The organism is Leisingera sp. JC1, from assembly GCF_001679925.1.
Taxonomy (GTDB): domain Bacteria; phylum Pseudomonadota; class Alphaproteobacteria; order Rhodobacterales; family Rhodobacteraceae; genus Leisingera.
The window spans coordinates 134,593-153,565 of record NZ_LYUZ01000125.1; the positions used below are offsets into that span (position 1 = coordinate 134,593).

The following is an 18,973-nucleotide window of genomic DNA, read 5'->3' on the forward strand; positions in this document are numbered from 1 at the left end:
ATGGCGATGCAAGGGCCGCAGCTCAAGGGGGAAGTTTGCGCCAGGCGCGTCACGGGCGGCTGAGCGCCGCCCTGCCTGCGCAAAACTGGCGGAAGGCCGCCGCAATCGCGCCTTTTCAGGCTGTTGCGCCGCACCGCTCACTTGGCGCGGCCCCCGGTTTCACGCCTGTTTTCCAAGCCTTTTGCAACATGCGGCCTTGAAAAGCGCCTTTCCTGCCGCCATACCGCCCATAACGCTTGAATCACACGCGCGGGGGCAGTAGCGTTCCCGCACTTTTTGCAATGACAGAAGGATCGCAGTCATAGCCCGCAGACCTCATAACGCGCCGCCGCAACGCGACACCGGCCCGCGCGTCAACGAAAAAATCCGTGCCCCCGAAATCCGCCTGATCGGCGCCGATGGCGAAAACGTCGGGGTTGTGCACCCGGCCAAAGCCATGGACATGGCGGCAGAGGCCGGACTTGATCTGGTAGAAATCTCGCCCAACGCCAACCCGCCCGTGTGCAAGATCATGGACTTTGGCAAGTTCAAGTATGAACAGCAGAAGCGCGAGAGCGAAGCCCGCAAGAAGCAAAAGATCATCGAGGTCAAAGAGGTCAAGTTCCGCCCCAACACGGACACCCATGACTACGATGTGAAGATGCGCAACGTGGTGAAGTTCCTGGAGCATGGCGACAAGGTGAAGGTCACCCTGCGCTTCCGCGGCCGCGAGATGGCGCACCAGAACCTCGGCCGCGAGCTGCTGGAGCGGGTTGCCGAGGACGTCAAGGAAATCGGCAAGGTCGAGAACATGCCCAAGATGGAAGGCCGCCAGATGATCATGATGATCGGGCCGCTCGCCAAGAAATAAGCCCGCGCGCCGCTGGTGCCGGACACAGCCCCGCAGGCCGCCGCCTGCGGGGTTTTCTTTTGCTTCGGTTAGCGGTGCCTTAACGCCTGCCCGCTATACCAGAGCCATCCCCAGTGAAGGCAGACGCATGACCAGCTTGACCGACGTTCAGAACACCGCCTTCATGGCCATCGGCCCCAGCCGTATCGCGGCGCTGTCGCTGCTGGCGCTGGCACAGGCGCCGGAGGGTGCGGACGGCACCGGCGCAGAGGATGTTCTGGCGCTGTCGGTGCAGCGGATTTGCGCGGCGTATGATATGCTCGGCAACGGGCTGGACGCCCTGCTGGCAGAGTGCAGCTATGCCCTGCCCGCTGAGCTGGAGGCCAAGCGTCAGTCCTGTCTTGAGATGCTGGCGCCGCTGCATCATGCCGTCACTGCCGAAGAGGGCGCCGCGCTGGCGCAGGTGCGCGCGGTGCCGGATCTGGCCGCCCTCTGCCTCTACCGGCTGGAACCCGCGGTGTCGGCGTTCCTCAAGGACATGGTGCAAACCCTGCGCGAGGCGCAGCAGCAGCGCGAGGAAGAACGCGACGCGCAGATGCGGGCCACCATCGCCACAGCCGAAGGCGTCGGCAAGAACATCAAGTTCATTTCCTTCAACGCCTCGATCGAGGCAGCGCGGATCGGCGAAATGGGCAAGGGCTTTGCCGTCATTGCCACCGAAATCCGGGAGCTGTCCGGCAAGACCCAGAACCTGCTGGAAGAAATGTCCGGCTATCTGAAGCACTGACACGGAAACAGGCACCGGAAACCGGTGCCTGCGCCTGTCTTTCCCCTGCGGCCGATCAGCCCGCTGCGGCCACCGCGCGCTTCGTCATCACCCCGACCAGATGGGCGCGGTATTCTTTCGTTCCGTGCATATCGCCGATCATACCGCCGGCATCCACGCTGAGCCCGTCCAGCGCGTCCGGTGCGAAACTGGTATCCAGTGCCGCCTCGGCCTCATGCCAGCGGAACACGCCCTCCTCTGACGCGCCGGTGACGGCCACCCGCACGCCCGCCGCGTATTTCGCCACGAAGACGCCCACCAGGGCAAAGCGCGAGGCGGGCTGCAGGAACTTCTGGTAGTTGGCCTTTTCTGGCACCGGGAAGCGCACCGCGGTGATGATCTCGCCTTCGTTCAGCGCGGTCTCGAACAAACCGCGGAAGTAGTCATCGGCAGTGATCTCGCGGGTGCTGGTGACAATGGTGGCGCCGCTGCCCAGCGCCGCCGCCGGATAACAGGCCGCCGGGTCGTTGTTGGCCAGCGAGCCGCCGATGGTGCCGCGGTTCCTGACTGCCGGGTCGCCGATGTGGCTGGCCAGATCCGCCAGCGCCGGATAGCTGTCCGCCGCGGCAGCGGCCACCTCTGCATGGGTGACTGCGCCGCCAATGGTCAGCATGCCGCCATTGTCGCTTAGCTCCTTCAGCTGCGGGATGCTGCTGAGGCTCACCAGTTTCGACGGCATCGCCAGCCGCTGTTTCAGCGTCGGGATCAGCGTCTGCCCGCCGCCCAGCGCCTGCGCATCCTCATCCGCCAGCGCGGCCACCGCTTCGGCGACGGTTGAGGGCTTCTCGAACTCGAATTCATACATTTCGTATCCTTTCTGAAAACCGGCCCGCCGGCTTTCATCTTTCCGAAAATACTCCGGGGGTATGGGGGCAGCGCCCCCATGAGCCCTTACCCGTTCATCGCCGCCCAGACCCGCGCAGGCGACAGCGGCATGTCGATATGGGTGACATCCTTGCCGCCCGACTGCAGCGCGTCGATCACCGCATTGACCACCGCTGGCGGCGAGCCGATGGCTCCGGCTTCGCCGCAGCCCTTCACGCCCAACGGGTTATGTGTGCAGGGTGTCTGGCAGGAATGGTCCACCTGGTAGAACGGCACATCATCAGCCCGCGGCATGGCGTAGTCCATGAAGGAGGCTGACAGCAGCTGGCCGTCTTCGTCATAGGCGGCGTTCTCCAGCAGCGCCTGGCCAATGCCCTGCCCCAGCCCGCCGTGGACCTGGCCGTCAACGATCATCGGGTTGATGATATTGCCAAAGTCATCGGCAGCCGAGAACCGTTCGATGCTTACCTTGCCGGTGTCGGGATCCACCTCCACCTCGCAGGCATAGGCGCCAGCCGGATAGGTGAAGTTGGCCGGGTCGTAGAACGCGGTCTCCTCCAGTCCTGGCTCCAGCTCCTCCAGCGGGTAGTTGTGGGGGACATAGGCCGTCAGGCAGACATCGCCCCAAGCCACCGATTTGTCGGTGCCGGCAACTGTGAACTGGCCGTCCTTCAGCTCGATATCGGCGTCCGAGGCCTCCATCAGATGGGCGGCGATCTTCTTGGCCTTATTGATGATCTTCTCGGTCGCGCGCACCATGGCCGAGCCGCAGACCGCGATGGAACGCGAGCCGTAGGTGCCCATGCCGAAGGGCACCCGACCGGTGTCGCCATGCACGATGTCGACCATGCTCTCATCAATGCCGATCATGTCGGCCACGACCTGCGGGAAGGAGGTTTCATGCCCCTGCCCGTGGGAATGCGCACCGACCATCACGCTGATAGAGCCGGTGGCGTTCACCCGCACCGTAGCCGCATCATAAAGCCCCGCGCGGGCGCCCAGCATGCCGACGATGTTGGAGGGCGCGATGCCGCAGGCCTCGATATAGCAGTTGATGCCAAAGCCGCGCAGCTTGCCGTTTTTCTCGCTCTCGGCGCGGCGGGCGGCAAAGCCCGCCACATCGGCGACCTGCTCCAGCTTGTCCATGGTCGCCACGTAATCGCCGGTGTCATAGGTCAGCGCCACCGGGGTTTCATAGGGGAACTCGGTGATGAAGTTCTGGCGGCGCAGGGCAATCGGGTCGGCGCCCAGTTCGCGCGCGGCCTTGTCGATGACGCGCTCCAGCTGGAAGGTCGCCTCCGGCCGGCCCGCGCCGCGGTAGGCATCCACCGGCACCGTGTTGGTGAAAACCGTTTTCACGTTCACCTGCACAATGGGCGTCTTGTAGTTCCCCGCCATCAGGGTGCCGTGCAGGTAGCTGGGCACCGAGGTCGAAAAGGTCGACAGATACGCGCCCATGTTGGCCATCGTGTTGGTGCGCAGTGCGGTGAAGTTGTTGTCCGCGTCCAGCGCCAGCTCGATCTTCGTGACATGATCGCGGCCATGGGCGTCAGAGATGAACGCCTCTGCCCGTGTCGAGGTCCATTTCACCGCCCGCCCGCAGGCCTTGGCGGCAAAGGTGCAGAAGGCTTCCTCGGCGTAGTGGAAAATCTTGGAGCCGAAGCCGCCGCCCACATCCGGCGCGATCACCCGCACCTTGTGTTCCGGCAGGCCCAGCACAAACGCGCACATCAGCAGGCGGATCACATGCGGGTTCTGGCTGGTGGTGTAGAGCGTGTGCTCATCCGTGGCGCGGCTGTAATCGCCGATAGCCACGCGCGGCTCCATCGGGTTGGCAACCAGGCGGTTGTTCACAAGCTCCAGCGTGGTCACATGCGCGGCGCTGTCAAAGGCCGCTTGCACCGCATCGTCATCCGGATTGCCGAACACCCAGTCATAACAGAGGTTTGAGGTCAGATCCTCATGCACCTTGGTGGCATCTTCCGCAAGTGCGGCACCCATGCTGACCACCGCGGGCTTGTCACTGAGGCTAAGCTCAATCGCTTCGGCTGCATCGCGGGCCTGTTCCAGCGTGTCCGCAACCACGGCAGCAACGATCTCGCCCACGTGGCGGATCGTATCATGCGCGATGATCGGGTGGCGCGGCTCCTGCTGCGGGTTGCCGTGGCGGTCGGTCACGCCCCAGCCGCAAGGAATGCCGCCCACCTCGGCGAAATCGGCGCCGGTGAAGATCTTCACCACGCCGGGCATTGTCTCAGCCGCGGATGTGTCGATGGAATTGATGGCTGCATGGGCCACATCGGCGCGCAGGAAATGCACATGGGCCTGGCCGTTCACGTTGATGTCGTCGGTATAGTTCCCGGCTCCTGTCAGGAACCGCACGTCCTCGCGCCGCTTGGGGCTGGCGCCGATGCCGTTATCCTTGGGCATGTCTAGTCTTCCTCCCTGGAGGGTGCTGCCTTGAGGGCGCACCGCTTTGTCAGTCACTCCTTGTTCAGCACAGGCCGGGTGCCGGCCTGGGGTCGTCCGGTTATTCCGCCGCGATGCTTGAGACGTCCTGTCCCGAGGCCGCCATGATCGCCTTGACGATATTGTGGTAGCCGGTGCAGCGGCACAGGTTGCCTTCCAGGTAGTCGCGGACCTCCGCCTCTGTGGGCTTGGGGTTGTCCTTCAGCAGTGCCGCCGCCGACATCACCATGCCCGGCGTGCAGAAACCGCATTGCAGCCCGTGGTGGTCCTGGAACGCCTGCTGGATCGTGTTGAGCGAGCCGTCGGCATTGGCCTGGCCCTCGATGGTGGCGACCTCGGCGCCCTCGGCCTCCAGCGCCAGCATGGTGCAGGCCTTCACCGCCTTGCCATCCACATGCACCACGCAGGCGCCGCACTGGCTGGTGTCGCAACCCACATGGGTGCCGGTCAGCCCCAGCTGCTCGCGCAGGAATGATGACAGCAGCGTGCGCCCTTCAACGTCGCCGCTGGCAGCCTTGCCGTTCACGGTCATGGAGACCTTGGCCATAGTACCCTCCCTTTAGCTTGTTTTTGTCTGGCTGGGGGGAGTTAAGCACGGGCAACCCCGATCCGCGAAGTGTTTTCCGGCGGGGGAACTGCGCAAATTCGCGTCAGCCGGGCTTACCCACGGTTGTGACCTCGCGTCACAAATCCCGCGCTGCAGCGCCGCATTCAGCCTTCTGCATCGCGGCGCGGCATCGGGCGCGTGGGGATTTCCTTCAGCAGCCCGCCGACGCCCATGGCGGCGATATCGGCGGAGCTGACAGGCAGGCCGCAGATCACCCGCTCCAGCACCCAATCGGCACCATTCAGCGCCGGAGAGCGGGCGCAGCCCGGCAGGCCGATCACCGCCCTGTCCTGGTGCTTGCCCAGAAACAGCAGGTTGCCGGGGTCCACAGGCATGCCGAAACGGGTCACCGTGCCGCCAGCCTGCCGCAGCCCCTGCGGCGCAACGTCATGAGGGTCGGAGGTGGCGGAGCCGGTAAGGATCAGCACTAGCTGCCCCGGCGCGTTTGCAATGGCTTCGGCCAGTTCAGCTTCGCGGTGCGCAACAACCACGCGGGGCGTGAGGGTTATGCCCATCCGGTGCAGGCGGCCCGCCATCGCGGCGCGGCCCTTGTCTGAAGGGGTGTCCTCTGTAACCGCTGTTTCGATCAGCGTGGCGGAGGACAGGACCGGCGGCAGCACGCGGATGGCGTCCCCTGCCCCCTCGCTGGCACGGCGGATGGCATCGGCCGGCACGCCATAAGAGATGATCTTGATGGTCGCCAGCATGCCGTCCGCATCGGCGCGGTGATAGTCCGGAACGGTGGCGACGGTGATCATCGGATCCACCGTGTTCACCGCCTCCAGCCTGTCCCGGTCCAGCCGCACCAGCCCGGCGCCGGTGGCATAGAGGTTCACCCGCCCGGTGCCTGCGCCGGAAATTCGGATGCCTTGCGCGGACGGGTCCGGCACCAGAGCGTTTGCCAGTGCCTCCGCCGCCGCATCCTCGTGCAGGTCAGCAGGGTCGAGCCGGGCCACGGTCAGGGTGTCATGGCCCGCGGCTGAGAGGTCTGCGAGATCTTCGCCGCTCAGCACCGTGCCCTTGGCGATCTTGCCGCTGGCGCCCTGAAGCGAATGCGCAAGGATGGCGCCCTCGGCGTCTTCCAAGGGGACCGGGCCGAACCTCATGGCTGTTTACCGCGCAGGACGGCGGTCATCTCAGACAGGATCGAGACGGCGATTTCCGCCGGGCTGGCGGCGCCGATGTCCAGGCCGATGGGGCCGTGGATGCGGGCAATCTGGTCTTCGGTGAATCCTGCATGCTGCATCCTGCCAACACGGGCGGCGTGGGTCTTCTTGCTGCCCAGCGCGCCGATGTAGAACACATCCGCCGCCAACGCGGCCTGCAGCGCTGGGTCGTCCAGTTTCGGGTCATGGGTCAGCAGCACCAGCGCGGTGCGGGTGTCGAGCCCCAGCTTTTCCACCGCCTCATCCGGCCAGTCGTCCATCAGGGTTTCATCGGGGAAACGCTCAGGAGAGGCAAAGGCCGTGCGGGGGTCGATGATCACCGGATCATAGCCCGCAATCCGCGCCATCGGCACCAGCGCCTGAGTGATATGCACCGCACCGACGCAGACCAGCCGCAGGGGCGGATTGTGGACGGCCACAAAAGTCTCGCCGTCCTCCTCCAGCCCGGAGCGGTCCATGCGCATCCGGTCCGGATATTCTGTGCGGGTGAGGCGGCGGGCGCCAGTGGCGAGATTTACCTCATATGCCACGGGGGCACGGCCGGCTCGGGCTTCCACCAGTTCATGCAGCAGCGCCTCCGGCAGGGCGGAGCCGACCGGTTCCACCAGCACCTTGATGGTGCCGCCGCAGGCGAGGCCGACGGCAAAGGCGTCTTCGTCGCTGACGCCGAATTCCAAGAGCCGGTGCTGGCCGTCCTGCAGCGCCTCCAGCGCTTCGGACACCACCGCGCCCTCGACGCAGCCGCCGGAGACCGAACCTTCGATCTGCCCCTCCCCGGACACAACCAGCTGCGACCCGGTGCGGCGCGGGGCGGAGCCCCAGGTCTGCACCACGGTGGCCAGCGCAGCGCCGGTGCCGGAACGGTGCCAGTCCAGCGCGGCTTCCGGGGCGTGTTCAAACGGGGTCATGGTCTGCATCGGCGGGCCTAAAAGGTTGCGGCGGGAGTTGCTGTCAAAATCGGCACTTGGGCGGCGGATTGCAAGCGGCAGCGGCTAGAGCATTGCCATCAGCCGCGCCTTTTCGCCCGCATCAGAAGGGCTGGAGATCACCTGCGCCAGATCCTGCAGCGAAGCGATGGAGTGACCGGCGCGGAAACTGTCGGCATAGGGCAGCATGGCGCGGATGCCTTGTGCCTTGGGGGCGAAACCGTCCCAGCGCAGCAAAGGGTTCAGCCAGATCAGGCGGCGCGACGACAGCTGCAGGCGCTGCATCTCGCGCGCCAGGCCTTCGGGGTCGCCGCGGTCCAGCCCGTCGGTGATCAGCAGCACCACCGCGCCCTGCCCCATGACGCGCCGCGACCAGTCGCGGTTGAAGGCATGCAGGCAGTCGCCGATGCGGGTGCCGCCCTCCCAGTCCTGCGCCTCTGCCCCTGCGGCGGCCAGGGCCGCGTCCACATCGCGCTGCTGCAGATGCCGGGTGATGTTGGTCAGGCGGGTGCCGAAGGTGAAGCCATGCACCCGTGCCCAGCCCTGCCCCTTGGCGTTGGCGGCGGCGTGCAGGAAATGCAGGATGATGCGGCTGTACTGGCTCATCGAGCCGGAGATATCGCAGAGCACCACCAGATTGGGCCAGCGGATGCGGCGCTTGGCGCGAGCGATCTGCTGCAGGTCACCGCCTTGCCGCGCGGCATTGCGTAAGGTTTTGCGCCAGTCAGCCCGGTGCCCGCGTTTTGCGGCCATCAGGCGGCGGGACTGGATCGGCGTCACCGGCAGTTTCAGCTGCGCCAGGATGCGCTTGGCAGCGGCGATCTCCGCCGTGCTCATCTGTTCGAAATCCAGCGTCCTGAGGCGCTCCTCTGCCGACATGGTGCGGGAGGCGTCGATCTCGATCTCGGTGCCTTCCTGCTCCGCTTCCGGGAGGTCCGGCTGCTCCAGCATGCCATCCAGCAATGCTTCTGCGGCGCGTTTCTCGGCAGGTTTAGCGGGGCGCTCCTCCTGCACGCCGCGGATCGCGGGCAGCATCGCGGCCATCATCTGCTCCAGATACCGCGGATCACGCCAGAACAGGCGGAAGACCTGGGCAAACACCACCCGCTGTTCCGGCTTGGTGACGAAACAGGCGTGCAGGGCCCAATAGAAATCCTGTCGGCTGGTGAAGCCCGCGGCGGCCACTGCGCGCACTGCATCCAGCACCCGCCCCGGCCCCGCCGGCAGCCCAGCCTTGCGCAGGGCGCGAGCGAAATGGGTGATATTGCGGAGCAGCTTGGGGTCGTCCGGCAGGGTGAGCGGCGGGTAGTCAGGCATTACCGCTCATGGGGGCGCTGCCCCCATACCCCCGGAGTATTTCCGCAAGGAAGAAGCATCAGGCAGCGTCCAAGCTGGCCTTGGCCTGATCAAGGATGCGCTTGGCCTCGGAACCGTGCAGGCGGGCTATGTCGTCCTGGTATTTCAGGATGGCACCCAAGGTGTCGGCAATCACCTCGGGGCTGAGGGCGATGACGTCGAGCGCCAAGAGGCAGTTGGCCCAGTCGATGGTTTCCGCAACGCCCGGTTTCTTGAACAGATCCTCGGTGCGCAAGGACTGCACGAAGGCGACGATCTCGCGGCTGAGCTGTTCACTGGCCTGGGGAGCGCGGGCGTGCAGGATGTCGAGTTCACGCTGGAAATCGGGGTAATCCACCCAATGGTAGAGGCAGCGGCGTTTGAGGGCGTCATGCACCTCCCGCGTGCGGTTGGAGGTGAGGATGACAATCGGCGGCTCCGGCGCCTGGATGGTGCCAAGCTCGGGGATGGTGACCTGAAAATCGCTGAGCGCCTCCAGGAGGAAGGCCTCAAAGGGTTCGTCAGTACGGTCGAGTTCGTCAATCAGCAGCACCGGGGCGCCGTGCTCATCCGGGCGCATGGCTTGCAGCAGCGGGCGTTCGATCAGGTAATCGGCAGAAAACAGTTCACTCTGCAGCGCCGCGCGGCCGGCGCTGCCCGCGGCCTCGCCCGCAGCTTCCGACGTGCGGATGGCGACCATCTGGGCGGCAAAGTTCCATTCGTAGACGGCACTCGCGGCATCCAGGCCTTCGTAGCACTGCAGGCGGATCAGGCGGCGGCCGAGGCTGGCGGCCAGTGCCTTGGCGATCTCGGTCTTGCCGGTGCCGGCCTCGCCCTCCAGAAACAGCGGGCGGCCCAGTTTCAGTGACAGAAACACCACGGTGGCGAGCGCCCGGCCGCAGACATAGCCCTGCTGCGACAGCAGGTCCTGAACCTGTTCGATGGATTGTGCCTGCATGTCCGACCTCCCCTTGCCCCGCCCAACAGGCCATGGGCAGGCGCATCGGTCAAGCGGCGGGTGCCTGCGACGCTGCGGCGAAGCGGGAGGGTTTGTATCGCCGCCGCCTTGGGGTAAGACTGGCAGCAACAAGAAAGAAGGCCGAGGCATGAGCAAGACACCCCAGATGCGGTACGAACCGGCGCACCGGCGCTGCGGGAGCGTCTGAAGATGCGGGTGCTGGCGATTCTTTGCGTGCGCAACGAGGGTGCGTTCCTGCTGGAATGGCTGGCCCATTACCGCGCGGCCGGCTTCACCGATTTCCTGGTGTTTTCAAACGATTGCCAGGACGGTACCGATTTGATGCTGGACCGGCTGCAGGAGTTGGGGCAGCTGGCGCATGTGCGCAACGAAGGGCCCTATGGCGGCGAGGGCATCCAGTTCACCGCGCTGAAGATGGCGGACAAGCACCCGCTGATGAAAACAGCCGACTGGGTGCTGGTGGCGGATGCCGACGAGTTTCCCTGCATCAAGACCGGCGGCGGAACGGTGGCGGACCTGCTGGCGGCGCTGCCGGATGCGGATGCCATCCCCCTGACGTGGCGGCTGTTCGGCAATGGCGGAGTGGCGGCCTATGAGGACCGCCCGGTCACGGAACAATTCAAGAAATGCGCGCCTGAGGTGATCCACTGGCCCTGGCGGGCCGTGATGTTCAAGACGCTGTACCGCAATGACGGCACCTATGGGAAATGCGGCGTGCACCGCCCCCGCAGCATCCGCGACAAGGCGCGGCTGGAGCGCTACCGCTGGTTTGACTGCGGGGGGCGCGAGCTGGGCGGGGACTTCAAGACCAAGCGGCTGTTTTCCGACTACGGCCAGTCCAACACGCGGCTGGCGCAGCTGAACCATTACCCCCTCGGCGCAATGGAGAGCTATGTGCTGAAGGCGGCCAGGGGCCGGGTCAACCGGCAGGCGCCGCTGGGCATGGATTACTGGGTGGAGCGCAACTATGCCGCCTGCGAAGACCATGCAATCGCCCGCTATGCGCCCGCGCGCGCCGCGCTGCAGGCGGAGCTGATGTCGGATGCGGAACTGGCCCGGCTGCACACAGCGGCGGTGGCCTGGCGCAAGGCACGGTTCCTGGAGCTGATGCTGGCCGAGGAGAACCGGGCGCTGTTCACCCGGCTGAGGATGACGCCGCCCGCGCGGGTGCTGACGGCGGAGGAAGGCGCACAGATGCGGCGCTTTGCGATGCTGGGACTGGCGGCAGAGGGCGGCACGCGGCAGGGCTAAGAGGGCATCAGCGCGCGGAAGGCAGGCAACCGCCCGCTGATCGCCCCGGACCAGACAGTAAAGAGGCCTTAGTTTTTCCAAATTTAGCCTTATTTGTCACCTAGGCGTAAATCAGCAAAACCGCCGCTCGGCGCAGGGGGACTTAAGGTGGAAGTCATGCAGGACGGACTCGAAAATCTGGATGAAGACCTTTCGGGGCTGAAACCGGCGCAATGGAAGGCGCGGCTGGCGGCGCTGGCCGAAGCGCATGGCATGTACCAGCCGCTGGGCGACAAGCATTTCACCACCTTCATCGACCAGGGCAATACCCTGCTGGTGACGTTTGAAACCATGCAGGGCATCCACAACCTGTCGGACCAGGCGCAGCCGCTGGGGTTCGATCTGGTCAAGAACCTGGGCTGGTCGCATATGTGCGTGGTTTCCGACGGCGACACCTGGTTCCGCGACGAGCGCATCTATGGCTTCTTCGATCAGCTGATCGACGACGGCTTCTTTGACGAATTTGACAATGTGCTGTTCTACGGCGCAGGCCCCTGCGGCTATGCGGCGGCGGCGTACTCCGTGGCCTCGCCCGGTGCCACCGTTGTGGCGGTGCAGCCGCAGGCGACGCTGGACCCGCGGATGACCGAATGGGACGACCGCTTTGCCGAAAACCGGCGGCTGTCGTTCACCGACCGCTACGGCTATGCGCCGGACATGCTGGATGCCGCGGGGCAGGCCTTTATCATTTATGACCCGCAGGAGCGGCTGGATGCGATGCATGCGGCGCTGTTTGCCCGCAGGAATGTCACCCGGCTGCGCGCCAGCCATATGGGCGAAGCGGTGCAGACCCGGCTGATCGAGATGGAAATGCTCTATCACATCCTGTCGCTGGCAGGCAGCGGCAAGCTGTCGGAGGCGGCCTTTTGCAAGCTGTTCCGGGCACGGCGCAACAACTCCTTCTTCCTGCGCAACCTCTTGGGCCGGCTGGAGCGGGAGGACCGCGGAGTGCTGATTGCGCTTCTGTGCCGCAACGTTACGGAGCGGATGCGGGCGCCGCGGTTCCGCCGCCGCCTGGAGGAGATGCAAAAGCGGGCGGAAAGCGGCGAATTCACCATTCCCGGCAAGCGCTGATCCGGCCGGGCCCGCGCGCATTCTGCCGCTTTGTTTCCCCGCCGCCATGTGCTAACGCACGCGCATGACCGACACGCTCACCATTCCCCGCCCCGATGACTGGCATCTGCACCTGCGCGACGGCGCCATGCTGCAGGCCGTGCTGCCCGAAACCGCCCGCCATTTCGGCCGCGCGATCATCATGCCGAATCTGGTGCCGCCGGTGGTGACCGGATCGCAGGCCGCGGCCTACCGCGACCGCATCCTGGCAGCGCTGCCGGAGGGGATGGCGTTTGAGCCGCTGATGACGCTGTACCTGACTGAGGACACCGACCCGGCGGATGTGGCTGCGGCCCACGCCAGCGGGCTGGTCAAGGCGGTGAAGCTGTATCCGGCTGGCGCGACAACCAATTCAGCCTCGGGTGTGCGCGATTTCGACAAGGTGCGCCCGGTGCTGGAGAAAATGGCCGAGATTGGCCTGCCGCTGTGCGTGCATGGCGAAGTCACCGACCACGACATCGACATCTTTGACCGTGAAGAAGTGTTTATCGACCGCGTTCTCGACCCGCTTCGTCAGGCCACCCCCGGCCTGCGCGTAGTTATGGAGCATATCACCACAGCCCAAGGTGCAGTTTACGCGCAATCTGGCGGCTCTGACCTTGCGGCGACGATCACCACGCACCATCTGATCATCAACCGCAACCACATCCTGGTCGGCGGCATCAAGCCGCACTATTATTGTCTGCCGGTCGCCAAGCGCGAAAACCATCGTCAAGCCCTGCGTATCGCCGCCACTTCCGGCCTGCCCTGTTATTTCCTCGGCACCGACTCCGCCCCGCACACCGACCCAAACAAGGAAAGCGCCTGCGGCTGTGCGGGCTGCTTCACCGCCACCAACACCATGTCCCTGCTGGCGCATGTGTTCGAGGAAGAGGGCGCGCTGGACAAGCTGGCGGGCTTTGCCTCGGAAAACGGCCCGGCATTCTATGGCCTGCCGGTGAGCAGCGAGACGCTGACCCTGAGCAAGGGCGATGCGCCGGTGGCTTTCCCGGAGAAGATCGAGAGCGGCGACGGGCCTGTCACGGTATTTGATCCGGGCTTCCCGGTGCACTGGACTGCCGAATAGCAACACACGTTAACTATTCATTAAGAAAATCATTTCTGCCCCTTGCTGAGAATCAGTGGCCTATTTCAACCTCTGGGCCATTGTTTTCCGCCAGCAGCTGCAGCTGGCGGCATATCAGTTAGGGGCAAGTAAATGACAACTTTCACATTCACCGGCGTGCGCGTTGATTTTGTAAACGGCAATGACGATTCTGTTGGGCCGGCAGACGCTGAAATCACGGTTCCTTCCGCGAACTCTACCTTTTCCTACACGATTTCAGGCCGCGACAGCGATGGTATCGCCATTATCGACATGTCGGACGATATCATTCAGCCGATCATTGACGACATCAATCTGGACAACCCCAGCATCAGCATCCTCTCCGAGGAGACCCTGATTACTCAGATAACCTGGTCGGGCGGCACCAGCGTGGTTCTGATCCTCAGCCTCGAAACCGGGGCAAATACCGATACTGAGTTCTACTTTGTGCTCGACGGCCCCGTGCCTCCGCAGCCGAACAGCGTTGCGGAATGGCAGAGCTTTACCGACTCAATCACCAACTTCGGTGATCCGACTGGAAGTTTTGCGCCAGGCGTGGACATTCCATGGTCGACCATCCCAGATGCGGAAGTCACCGAAGATGATGAGTTCTGGGGCACACCGGGCAACGATACCTATAACGGAAATGCAGGCGACGATTTTTTCGTCAGTTCGGACGGCGCCGACACATACAACGGCGGCAACGGCAGCTTTGACCAGGTTGCCTTTACCCATGATCCTGCTGGCGTGACCGTGAACCTGATGACCGGGCAGGCAATCGATGGCTGGGGAAACACGGACACCCTGAATAGTATCGAAGCGGTTCGCGGATCAGCCCATAGCGACAGCTTCCTGGGCAATGGTCAAAGAAACGTTTTCCGCGGCCTGGAAGGCAACGACACGATCAAAGGCGGCCTGGGCCGCGACGAAATCCGGTATGACCGCGATGCGCGTTACGGCGGCACTGACGGAGTGGATGTTGATCTGGCCAACGAGGTTGCAACCGATGGCTTTGGCGACAGGGACAGGGTGTTCAACATTGAAGATGTCCGCGGCACCGCCAGCGGAGACCGGCTGCTTGGGAATGCTGCCAGCAACCGGCTGGACGGTGACGGTGGCAATGACCGCTTGTTCGGCAGGAATGGAAACGATCTGCTGCTAGGCGACGGCGGTAATGACACGCTGAATGGCGGCAACGGCCACGATACTCTCAACGGCGGTGCAGGCACCGACCTGCTGGACAGCGGCGCCGGCAAGGACAGGCTGCTTGGCGGCGGTGGTGCAGACACACTGAATGCCGGCGGCGGTGACGACACCCTGATCGGCGGTGACGGTGCAGACCGCTTGCTTGGTGTAGGTGGAAGAGACAGGCTTGTGGGTGGCGGCGGCAATGACACGCTGAACGGCGGCGGGGGGAATGACACCCTGCTCGGCGGGGCGGGTTCTGACAAACTGTTTGGCGGCGCGGGAAATGACGTTCTGACTGGCAACAACGGCTCCGATACGTTCATCTTCTCCAACGGGTTTGGCAATGACACGATTAGTGACTTCAACGCGCTGGACAACAACGAGAAAATCAATCTCAGCGCTGTAAGCAGCATAACCGACCTGAGCGATCTGATCGCCAGCCACATAACCCAATCAGGTAACGACGTCATCATTGATGACCTGAATGGCAACACTATCACTCTCGAGGGTGTTCTGCTGTCCGATCTGGGTGCCGGCGACTTTATCTTCTGAGATCAGGCAGGCTGGGGCTTCGCTGTCGTTGCCCCAGCCATTTCCTGGGACTTTAATCCCGCAGCATTCCGGTTTATGGACAGCATAACCGCTGCCTAAGGATGTCCGCATGATCCCCACCTCTTACCCGTCCAAAGAAGAAATCGCCCGCCTGTCGGCCCGGATGCTGCTGGAAATCGGCGCGGTGAACTTCAACACGGATGAGCCCTACACGCTGGCCTCCGGCCTGCCCTCACCCAGCTATATCGACTGCCGCAAGCTGATCTCCTTTCCGCGCATCCGCACCACTCTGATGGATTTCCTCACCGTGACCGTGATGCGCAATGCCGGTTTCGAGGCGTTTGACAATATTGCGGGCGGCGAAACCGCCGGCATCCCCTTTGGCGCGCTGGTGGCCGAGCGCATGGCGCTGCCGATGACCTATGTGCGCAAGAAGCCCAAGGGCTATGGCCGCAATGCCCGAATCGAAGGGGTGATGACCGAGGATCAGCGGGTGCTGCTGGTGGAGGACATGACCACCGACGGCGGGTCGAAACTGTCCTTTGTGGATGCTATCCGCGAGACCGGCGCCTCCTGCGGCCACACCGCGGTGATCTTCTATTACGACATCTTCCCCGAAACCACCAAACGCCTGGGCGACCACGGCGTTGAGCTGCATTACCTGTGCACCTGGTGGGATGTGCTGGCCGAGGCCAAGGCGCAGAAAAGCTTCAGCGACGAGACGCTGGCCGAGGTCGAGAAGTTCCTCAAGGACCCGCGCGCCTGGCAGGAAGCACATAAGGCCTGAGGCGGATCAAAGGCTTGGGACGGCGGGCAGACTGCCCGCCGTCCCAGGGTTGGAAGCCGGACAGGCGGACATTCGCCTTACGCAAAGTAAAGCGTTACAAGGCGGGCTGTGGACAAGCCCGCCCCGAATCGTTTTCCGTGCAGGTTGACGCGCAGATCTTGGGGCCTTCCCAGATAGCACCGCATCATGTAGCCTGAATAGGACAGGCTTGCTGGCCTTTTGCGGTAAACGGCCCACATACCCTGCGGCTTTATCCACAGGGAATCCACAAAGATTCCCAGATAGGAGAAATCCGCGCGGCACCGTATAAGCGGGCCGAGTGACGAGAGCAGTGATGAACGAGATTACCCCTTTCGACGGCGATATGCCGCCCCCCGCCCCGATGCCGGACCATCTGCCGGCCCCCGCGCAAACGGATCAGGCCATGCCGGACAACGAGCTGCCGCATTCGGTGGAGGCGGAGCAGCAGCTTCTGGGTGCGATCCTGACCAACAACGAGGTCTACGACAAGATCGCTCTGATCATCGACTCGTCGCATTTCTACGACCCGGTCCACGCCCGCATCTACGAGGTGGCGGCGGCGCGGATCTCCAAGAACGCGCTGGCCTCGCCGGTGACGCTGAAGGCGTTTCTGGAGGACCACGAAGGGCTGAAGGAACTGGGCGGGCCGGCCTATCTGGCCAAGCTCGCGGGCGCGTCGATCTCCGCCTTTGCGGTGCGGGACTACGCGCAGATGATTTACGACCTGGCAATCCGGCGCGAGCTGATTGCCCTGGGTCAGTCGATTGCAGAAAAGGCACGCCGCGTTGACGTGGCATCAGAACCTAAAGAGCAGATCGTTGAGGCAGAGCAGTCGCTTTACCAGCTGGCAGAGCAGGGCCAGACGGAAAGCGGTTTCAAGTCATTCCTGAAGGCCGTCACAGAAGCGGTCAATGTGACCAACGAGGCGTATCAGCGGGGTGGCGGAATGGCCGGCATCTCGACGGGCCTGATGGACCTCGATAAGCAACTCGGCGGCCTGCATCCCTCGGACCTTCTCATCCTCGCAGGCCGCCCCTCTATGGGGAAGACGTCGCTGGCGACCAACATCGCCTTCAACGTTGCCAAGGCATACAAACGCGGGGTGAAACCCGACGGATCGGAAGGCGCGCTGGACGGCGGCGTGGTGGGGTTCTTCAGCCTCGAGATGAGCGCCGAGCAGCTGGCCGGGCGTATTCTGGCGGAAGCGTCTGAGATTTCCTCGCACAAGATCCGCCAGGGCGACATGACCGAAAGCGAATTCCGCCGCTTCGTGCAGGCGGCGAAGGATCTGGAAAGCTGCCCGCTGTTCATTGACGACACCCCGGCGATTCCGATTTCGCAGCTGGCCGCGCGCGCCCGCCGCCTGAAGCGGACCCACGGGCTGGATCTTCTGGTGATCGACTACCTGCAGCTCTGCCGCGGCATGTCGGACAACCGGGTCAACGAAATCGCCGAAATCTCGATGGGGATGAAGGCGATTGCCAAGGAATTGAACATTCCGGTGATCGCGCTGTCGCAGCTGTCGCGTCAGGTGGAAAACCGCGAAGATAAGCGCCCGCAGCTGTCGGACCTGCGGGAATCCGGCTCGATCGAACAGGACGCCGACGTGGTGATGTTCGTGTTCCGCGAGGAATACTACAAGGAACGGGAAAAGCCCGGCGACCACGAGCTGGAAAAGATGGAAGAGTGGAAGCAAGCGATGGAACGGCTGCACGCCAAGGCCGAGGTGATCGTCGGCAAGCAGCGCCACGGTCCCATCGGCACGGTGGAGCTGTCGTTTGAGGCGCAGTTCACCCGCTTCGGCAACCTCGCCAAGGCCTGGCAGCAGGGGCATGAGGACGGCGGCTATTGACCGCCGCCGGTTTCTGGCCGGTTCAATGGCCGGTGCCGCGGGCGCCGGCGCACTGTCCATTGCGGGAGGTCCGGGTATGGCACAGGACGGGTTCCGGGTGCCGCCCGAGGAGACGCCGCATCAGCTGACATTCATGCAATGGCCGGTGACGCCTGAGGTCTATGGCACCGGGCGCTACCGCAAGCAGGTGCAGAACCAGATCGCGCAGATTGCCAATACGGTGGCCGCGTTCGAGCCGGTGGTGATGCTGGCAGCAACAGAAGAGCACGCCCGCGCCCGGCGCAAGCTGTCCGGCAAGGTGGAGCTGTGGGACATTCCGGCCGATGATCTGTGGTGCCGCGACTCCGGCCCCCTGTTCGGGCGCAACGTGCGCGGACAATTGTCGGTGCGGCAGCTGAATTTCAACGGCTGGGGCCGCTACCATCTGCCCAATGACGAACGCATCGCTGCACGGGTGGCGGAGCGGCTGGGGCTGCCGCTGTTTGACAGCGGCATCAGGGGCGAGGCCGGCGGGGCGGAGGCGGACGGCCATGGCCTGTTGATGGCGAACGAAAGCAGCTGGGTAAACCAGAACCGCAATCCAGGCCTGAACCGCGATCAGATCGGACGGGCGCTGCTGGCCGCCTATGGCGCGGACCGGATGATCTGGGGCGAGGGCGTCAAGGGCCAGGACGTGACCGACGACCACATCGACGGGCTGGCCCGCTTTTCCGGCGGGGGCCGTGTGCTGATGATGCTGGCGGAGGCGCCTGTTCCGGGTGATCCCTTTGATGCTTCGGCCCGGCAGTTGCATCAGCGCCTGCAGGCAGAGGGCCTTCAGGTCGACACCCTGCCCTGGCCCGAGGCCGGGCGGATCAGGGACGTGAACAGCCAGTGCAGTTACGTGAACTATTACGTCTGCAACGGCGGGGTGATCGCGCCGCAAAGCGGCGACAAACGCACCGATGCGCTGGCCGCGGAGGCGCTGCGCCGCCACTACCCCGGGCGTGAGCTGGTGATGCTGGACACCGATCTGCTGGCAGAGCTGGGCGGCGGCATCCATTGCGCCACTCAGCAGATGCCGGCCTAAGCGGGCTGCCGCAGGCTGGTCAGCGCCCTGAAAGCAGGCAATTATTGGCCTGTTT

General features: G+C 64.2%; 16 protein-coding genes. 9 read left to right on the forward strand and 7 right to left on the reverse strand.

Going from position 1 to position 18,973, the window contains the following annotated elements; translation table 11 throughout:
• Nucleotides 1-388 precede the first annotated feature (388 nt).
• Nucleotides 389-850, forward strand: coding sequence for a translation initiation factor IF-3 (infC, locus tag A9D60_RS20905; RefSeq protein ID WP_441295068.1), 462 nt, complete (start codon nucleotides 389-391; stop codon nucleotides 848-850).
• A 127-nt stretch (nucleotides 851-977) separates the two neighbouring features.
• Complete coding sequence (locus tag A9D60_RS27285; protein WP_065269376.1) at nucleotides 978-1,616, forward strand: methyl-accepting chemotaxis protein; 639 nt, start codon at nucleotides 978-980, stop codon at nucleotides 1,614-1,616.
• A gap of 55 nt (nucleotides 1,617-1,671) precedes the next feature.
• Here the strand turns inward: A9D60_RS27285 and A9D60_RS20915 are convergent, their stop codons facing one another.
• From A9D60_RS20915 to A9D60_RS20945, 7 genes are all read right to left on the reverse strand, one after another.
• Nucleotides 1,672-2,460 (reverse strand): FAD binding domain-containing protein, encoded by a 789-nt coding sequence (locus A9D60_RS20915; protein WP_065269377.1) that lies wholly within the window; start codon nucleotides 2,458-2,460, stop codon nucleotides 1,672-1,674.
• Nucleotides 2,461-2,546: 86 nt separating this feature from the next.
• Nucleotides 2,547-4,910 carry a xanthine dehydrogenase family protein molybdopterin-binding subunit gene (locus tag A9D60_RS20920; RefSeq protein ID WP_065269378.1) on the reverse strand — a complete coding sequence of 788 codons (2,364 nt, stop codon included), beginning with the start codon at nucleotides 4,908-4,910 and terminating at the stop codon, nucleotides 2,547-2,549.
• A gap of 100 nt (nucleotides 4,911-5,010) precedes the next feature.
• Nucleotides 5,011-5,496, reverse strand: a complete 486-nt coding sequence (locus tag A9D60_RS20925) for a (2Fe-2S)-binding protein (RefSeq protein WP_065269379.1) — start codon at nucleotides 5,494-5,496, stop codon at nucleotides 5,011-5,013.
• Between the two features lie 164 nt (nucleotides 5,497-5,660).
• Nucleotides 5,661-6,662 (reverse strand): molybdopterin-binding protein, encoded by a 1,002-nt coding sequence (locus tag A9D60_RS20930; protein ID WP_065269380.1) that lies wholly within the window; start codon nucleotides 6,660-6,662, stop codon nucleotides 5,661-5,663.
• Nucleotides 6,659-7,639, reverse strand: coding sequence for an XdhC family protein (locus A9D60_RS20935; RefSeq protein WP_441295067.1), 981 nt, complete (start codon nucleotides 7,637-7,639; stop codon nucleotides 6,659-6,661). Before A9D60_RS20935 ends, A9D60_RS20930 begins: the two co-directional genes overlap by 4 nt.
• A 75-nt stretch (nucleotides 7,640-7,714) precedes the next feature.
• On the reverse strand, nucleotides 7,715-8,965 hold the full coding sequence (locus A9D60_RS20940; RefSeq protein ID WP_065269381.1) for a vWA domain-containing protein: 1,251 nt from the start codon (nucleotides 8,963-8,965) through the stop codon (nucleotides 7,715-7,717).
• A gap of 58 nt (nucleotides 8,966-9,023) precedes the next feature.
• Nucleotides 9,024-9,941: an AAA family ATPase gene (locus tag A9D60_RS20945; protein ID WP_065269382.1), complete on the reverse strand. Its 918-nt coding sequence runs from the start codon at nucleotides 9,939-9,941 to the stop codon at nucleotides 9,024-9,026.
• A 210-nt stretch (nucleotides 9,942-10,151) separates the two neighbouring features.
• Between A9D60_RS20945 and A9D60_RS20950 the strand changes: the two genes are divergently transcribed.
• The 7 genes from A9D60_RS20950 to A9D60_RS20980 all read left to right on the forward strand — a co-directional run bounded on the left by A9D60_RS20950 (nucleotide 10,152) and on the right by A9D60_RS20980 (nucleotide 18,918).
• Nucleotides 10,152-11,213 (forward strand): glycosyltransferase family 2 protein, encoded by a 1,062-nt coding sequence (locus A9D60_RS20950; RefSeq protein ID WP_065269383.1) that lies wholly within the window; start codon nucleotides 10,152-10,154, stop codon nucleotides 11,211-11,213.
• 156 nt (nucleotides 11,214-11,369) lie between these two features.
• Nucleotides 11,370-12,326 carry a phosphoadenosine phosphosulfate reductase gene (locus A9D60_RS20955; protein ID WP_065269440.1) on the forward strand — a complete coding sequence of 319 codons (957 nt, stop codon included), beginning with the start codon at nucleotides 11,370-11,372 and terminating at the stop codon, nucleotides 12,324-12,326.
• A 64-nt stretch (nucleotides 12,327-12,390) separates the two neighbouring features.
• Complete coding sequence (gene pyrC, locus A9D60_RS20960) at nucleotides 12,391-13,431, forward strand: dihydroorotase (RefSeq protein WP_065269384.1); 1,041 nt, start codon at nucleotides 12,391-12,393, stop codon at nucleotides 13,429-13,431.
• 132 nt (nucleotides 13,432-13,563) lie between these two features.
• Nucleotides 13,564-15,189, forward strand: coding sequence for a calcium-binding protein (locus A9D60_RS20965; protein WP_065269385.1), 1,626 nt, complete (start codon nucleotides 13,564-13,566; stop codon nucleotides 15,187-15,189).
• Nucleotides 15,190-15,298: 109 nt separating this feature from the next.
• Nucleotides 15,299-15,976 carry an orotate phosphoribosyltransferase gene (locus A9D60_RS20970; protein ID WP_065269386.1) on the forward strand — a complete coding sequence of 226 codons (678 nt, stop codon included), beginning with the start codon at nucleotides 15,299-15,301 and terminating at the stop codon, nucleotides 15,974-15,976.
• A 334-nt stretch (nucleotides 15,977-16,310) separates the two neighbouring features.
• On the forward strand, nucleotides 16,311-17,849 hold the full coding sequence (locus tag A9D60_RS20975; RefSeq protein ID WP_065269387.1) for a replicative DNA helicase: 1,539 nt from the start codon (nucleotides 16,311-16,313) through the stop codon (nucleotides 17,847-17,849).
• 76 nt (nucleotides 17,850-17,925) lie between these two features.
• Nucleotides 17,926-18,918 (forward strand): agmatine deiminase family protein, encoded by a 993-nt coding sequence (locus tag A9D60_RS20980; RefSeq protein ID WP_254656756.1) that lies wholly within the window; start codon nucleotides 17,926-17,928, stop codon nucleotides 18,916-18,918.
• Nucleotides 18,919-18,973 lie beyond the last annotated feature (55 nt).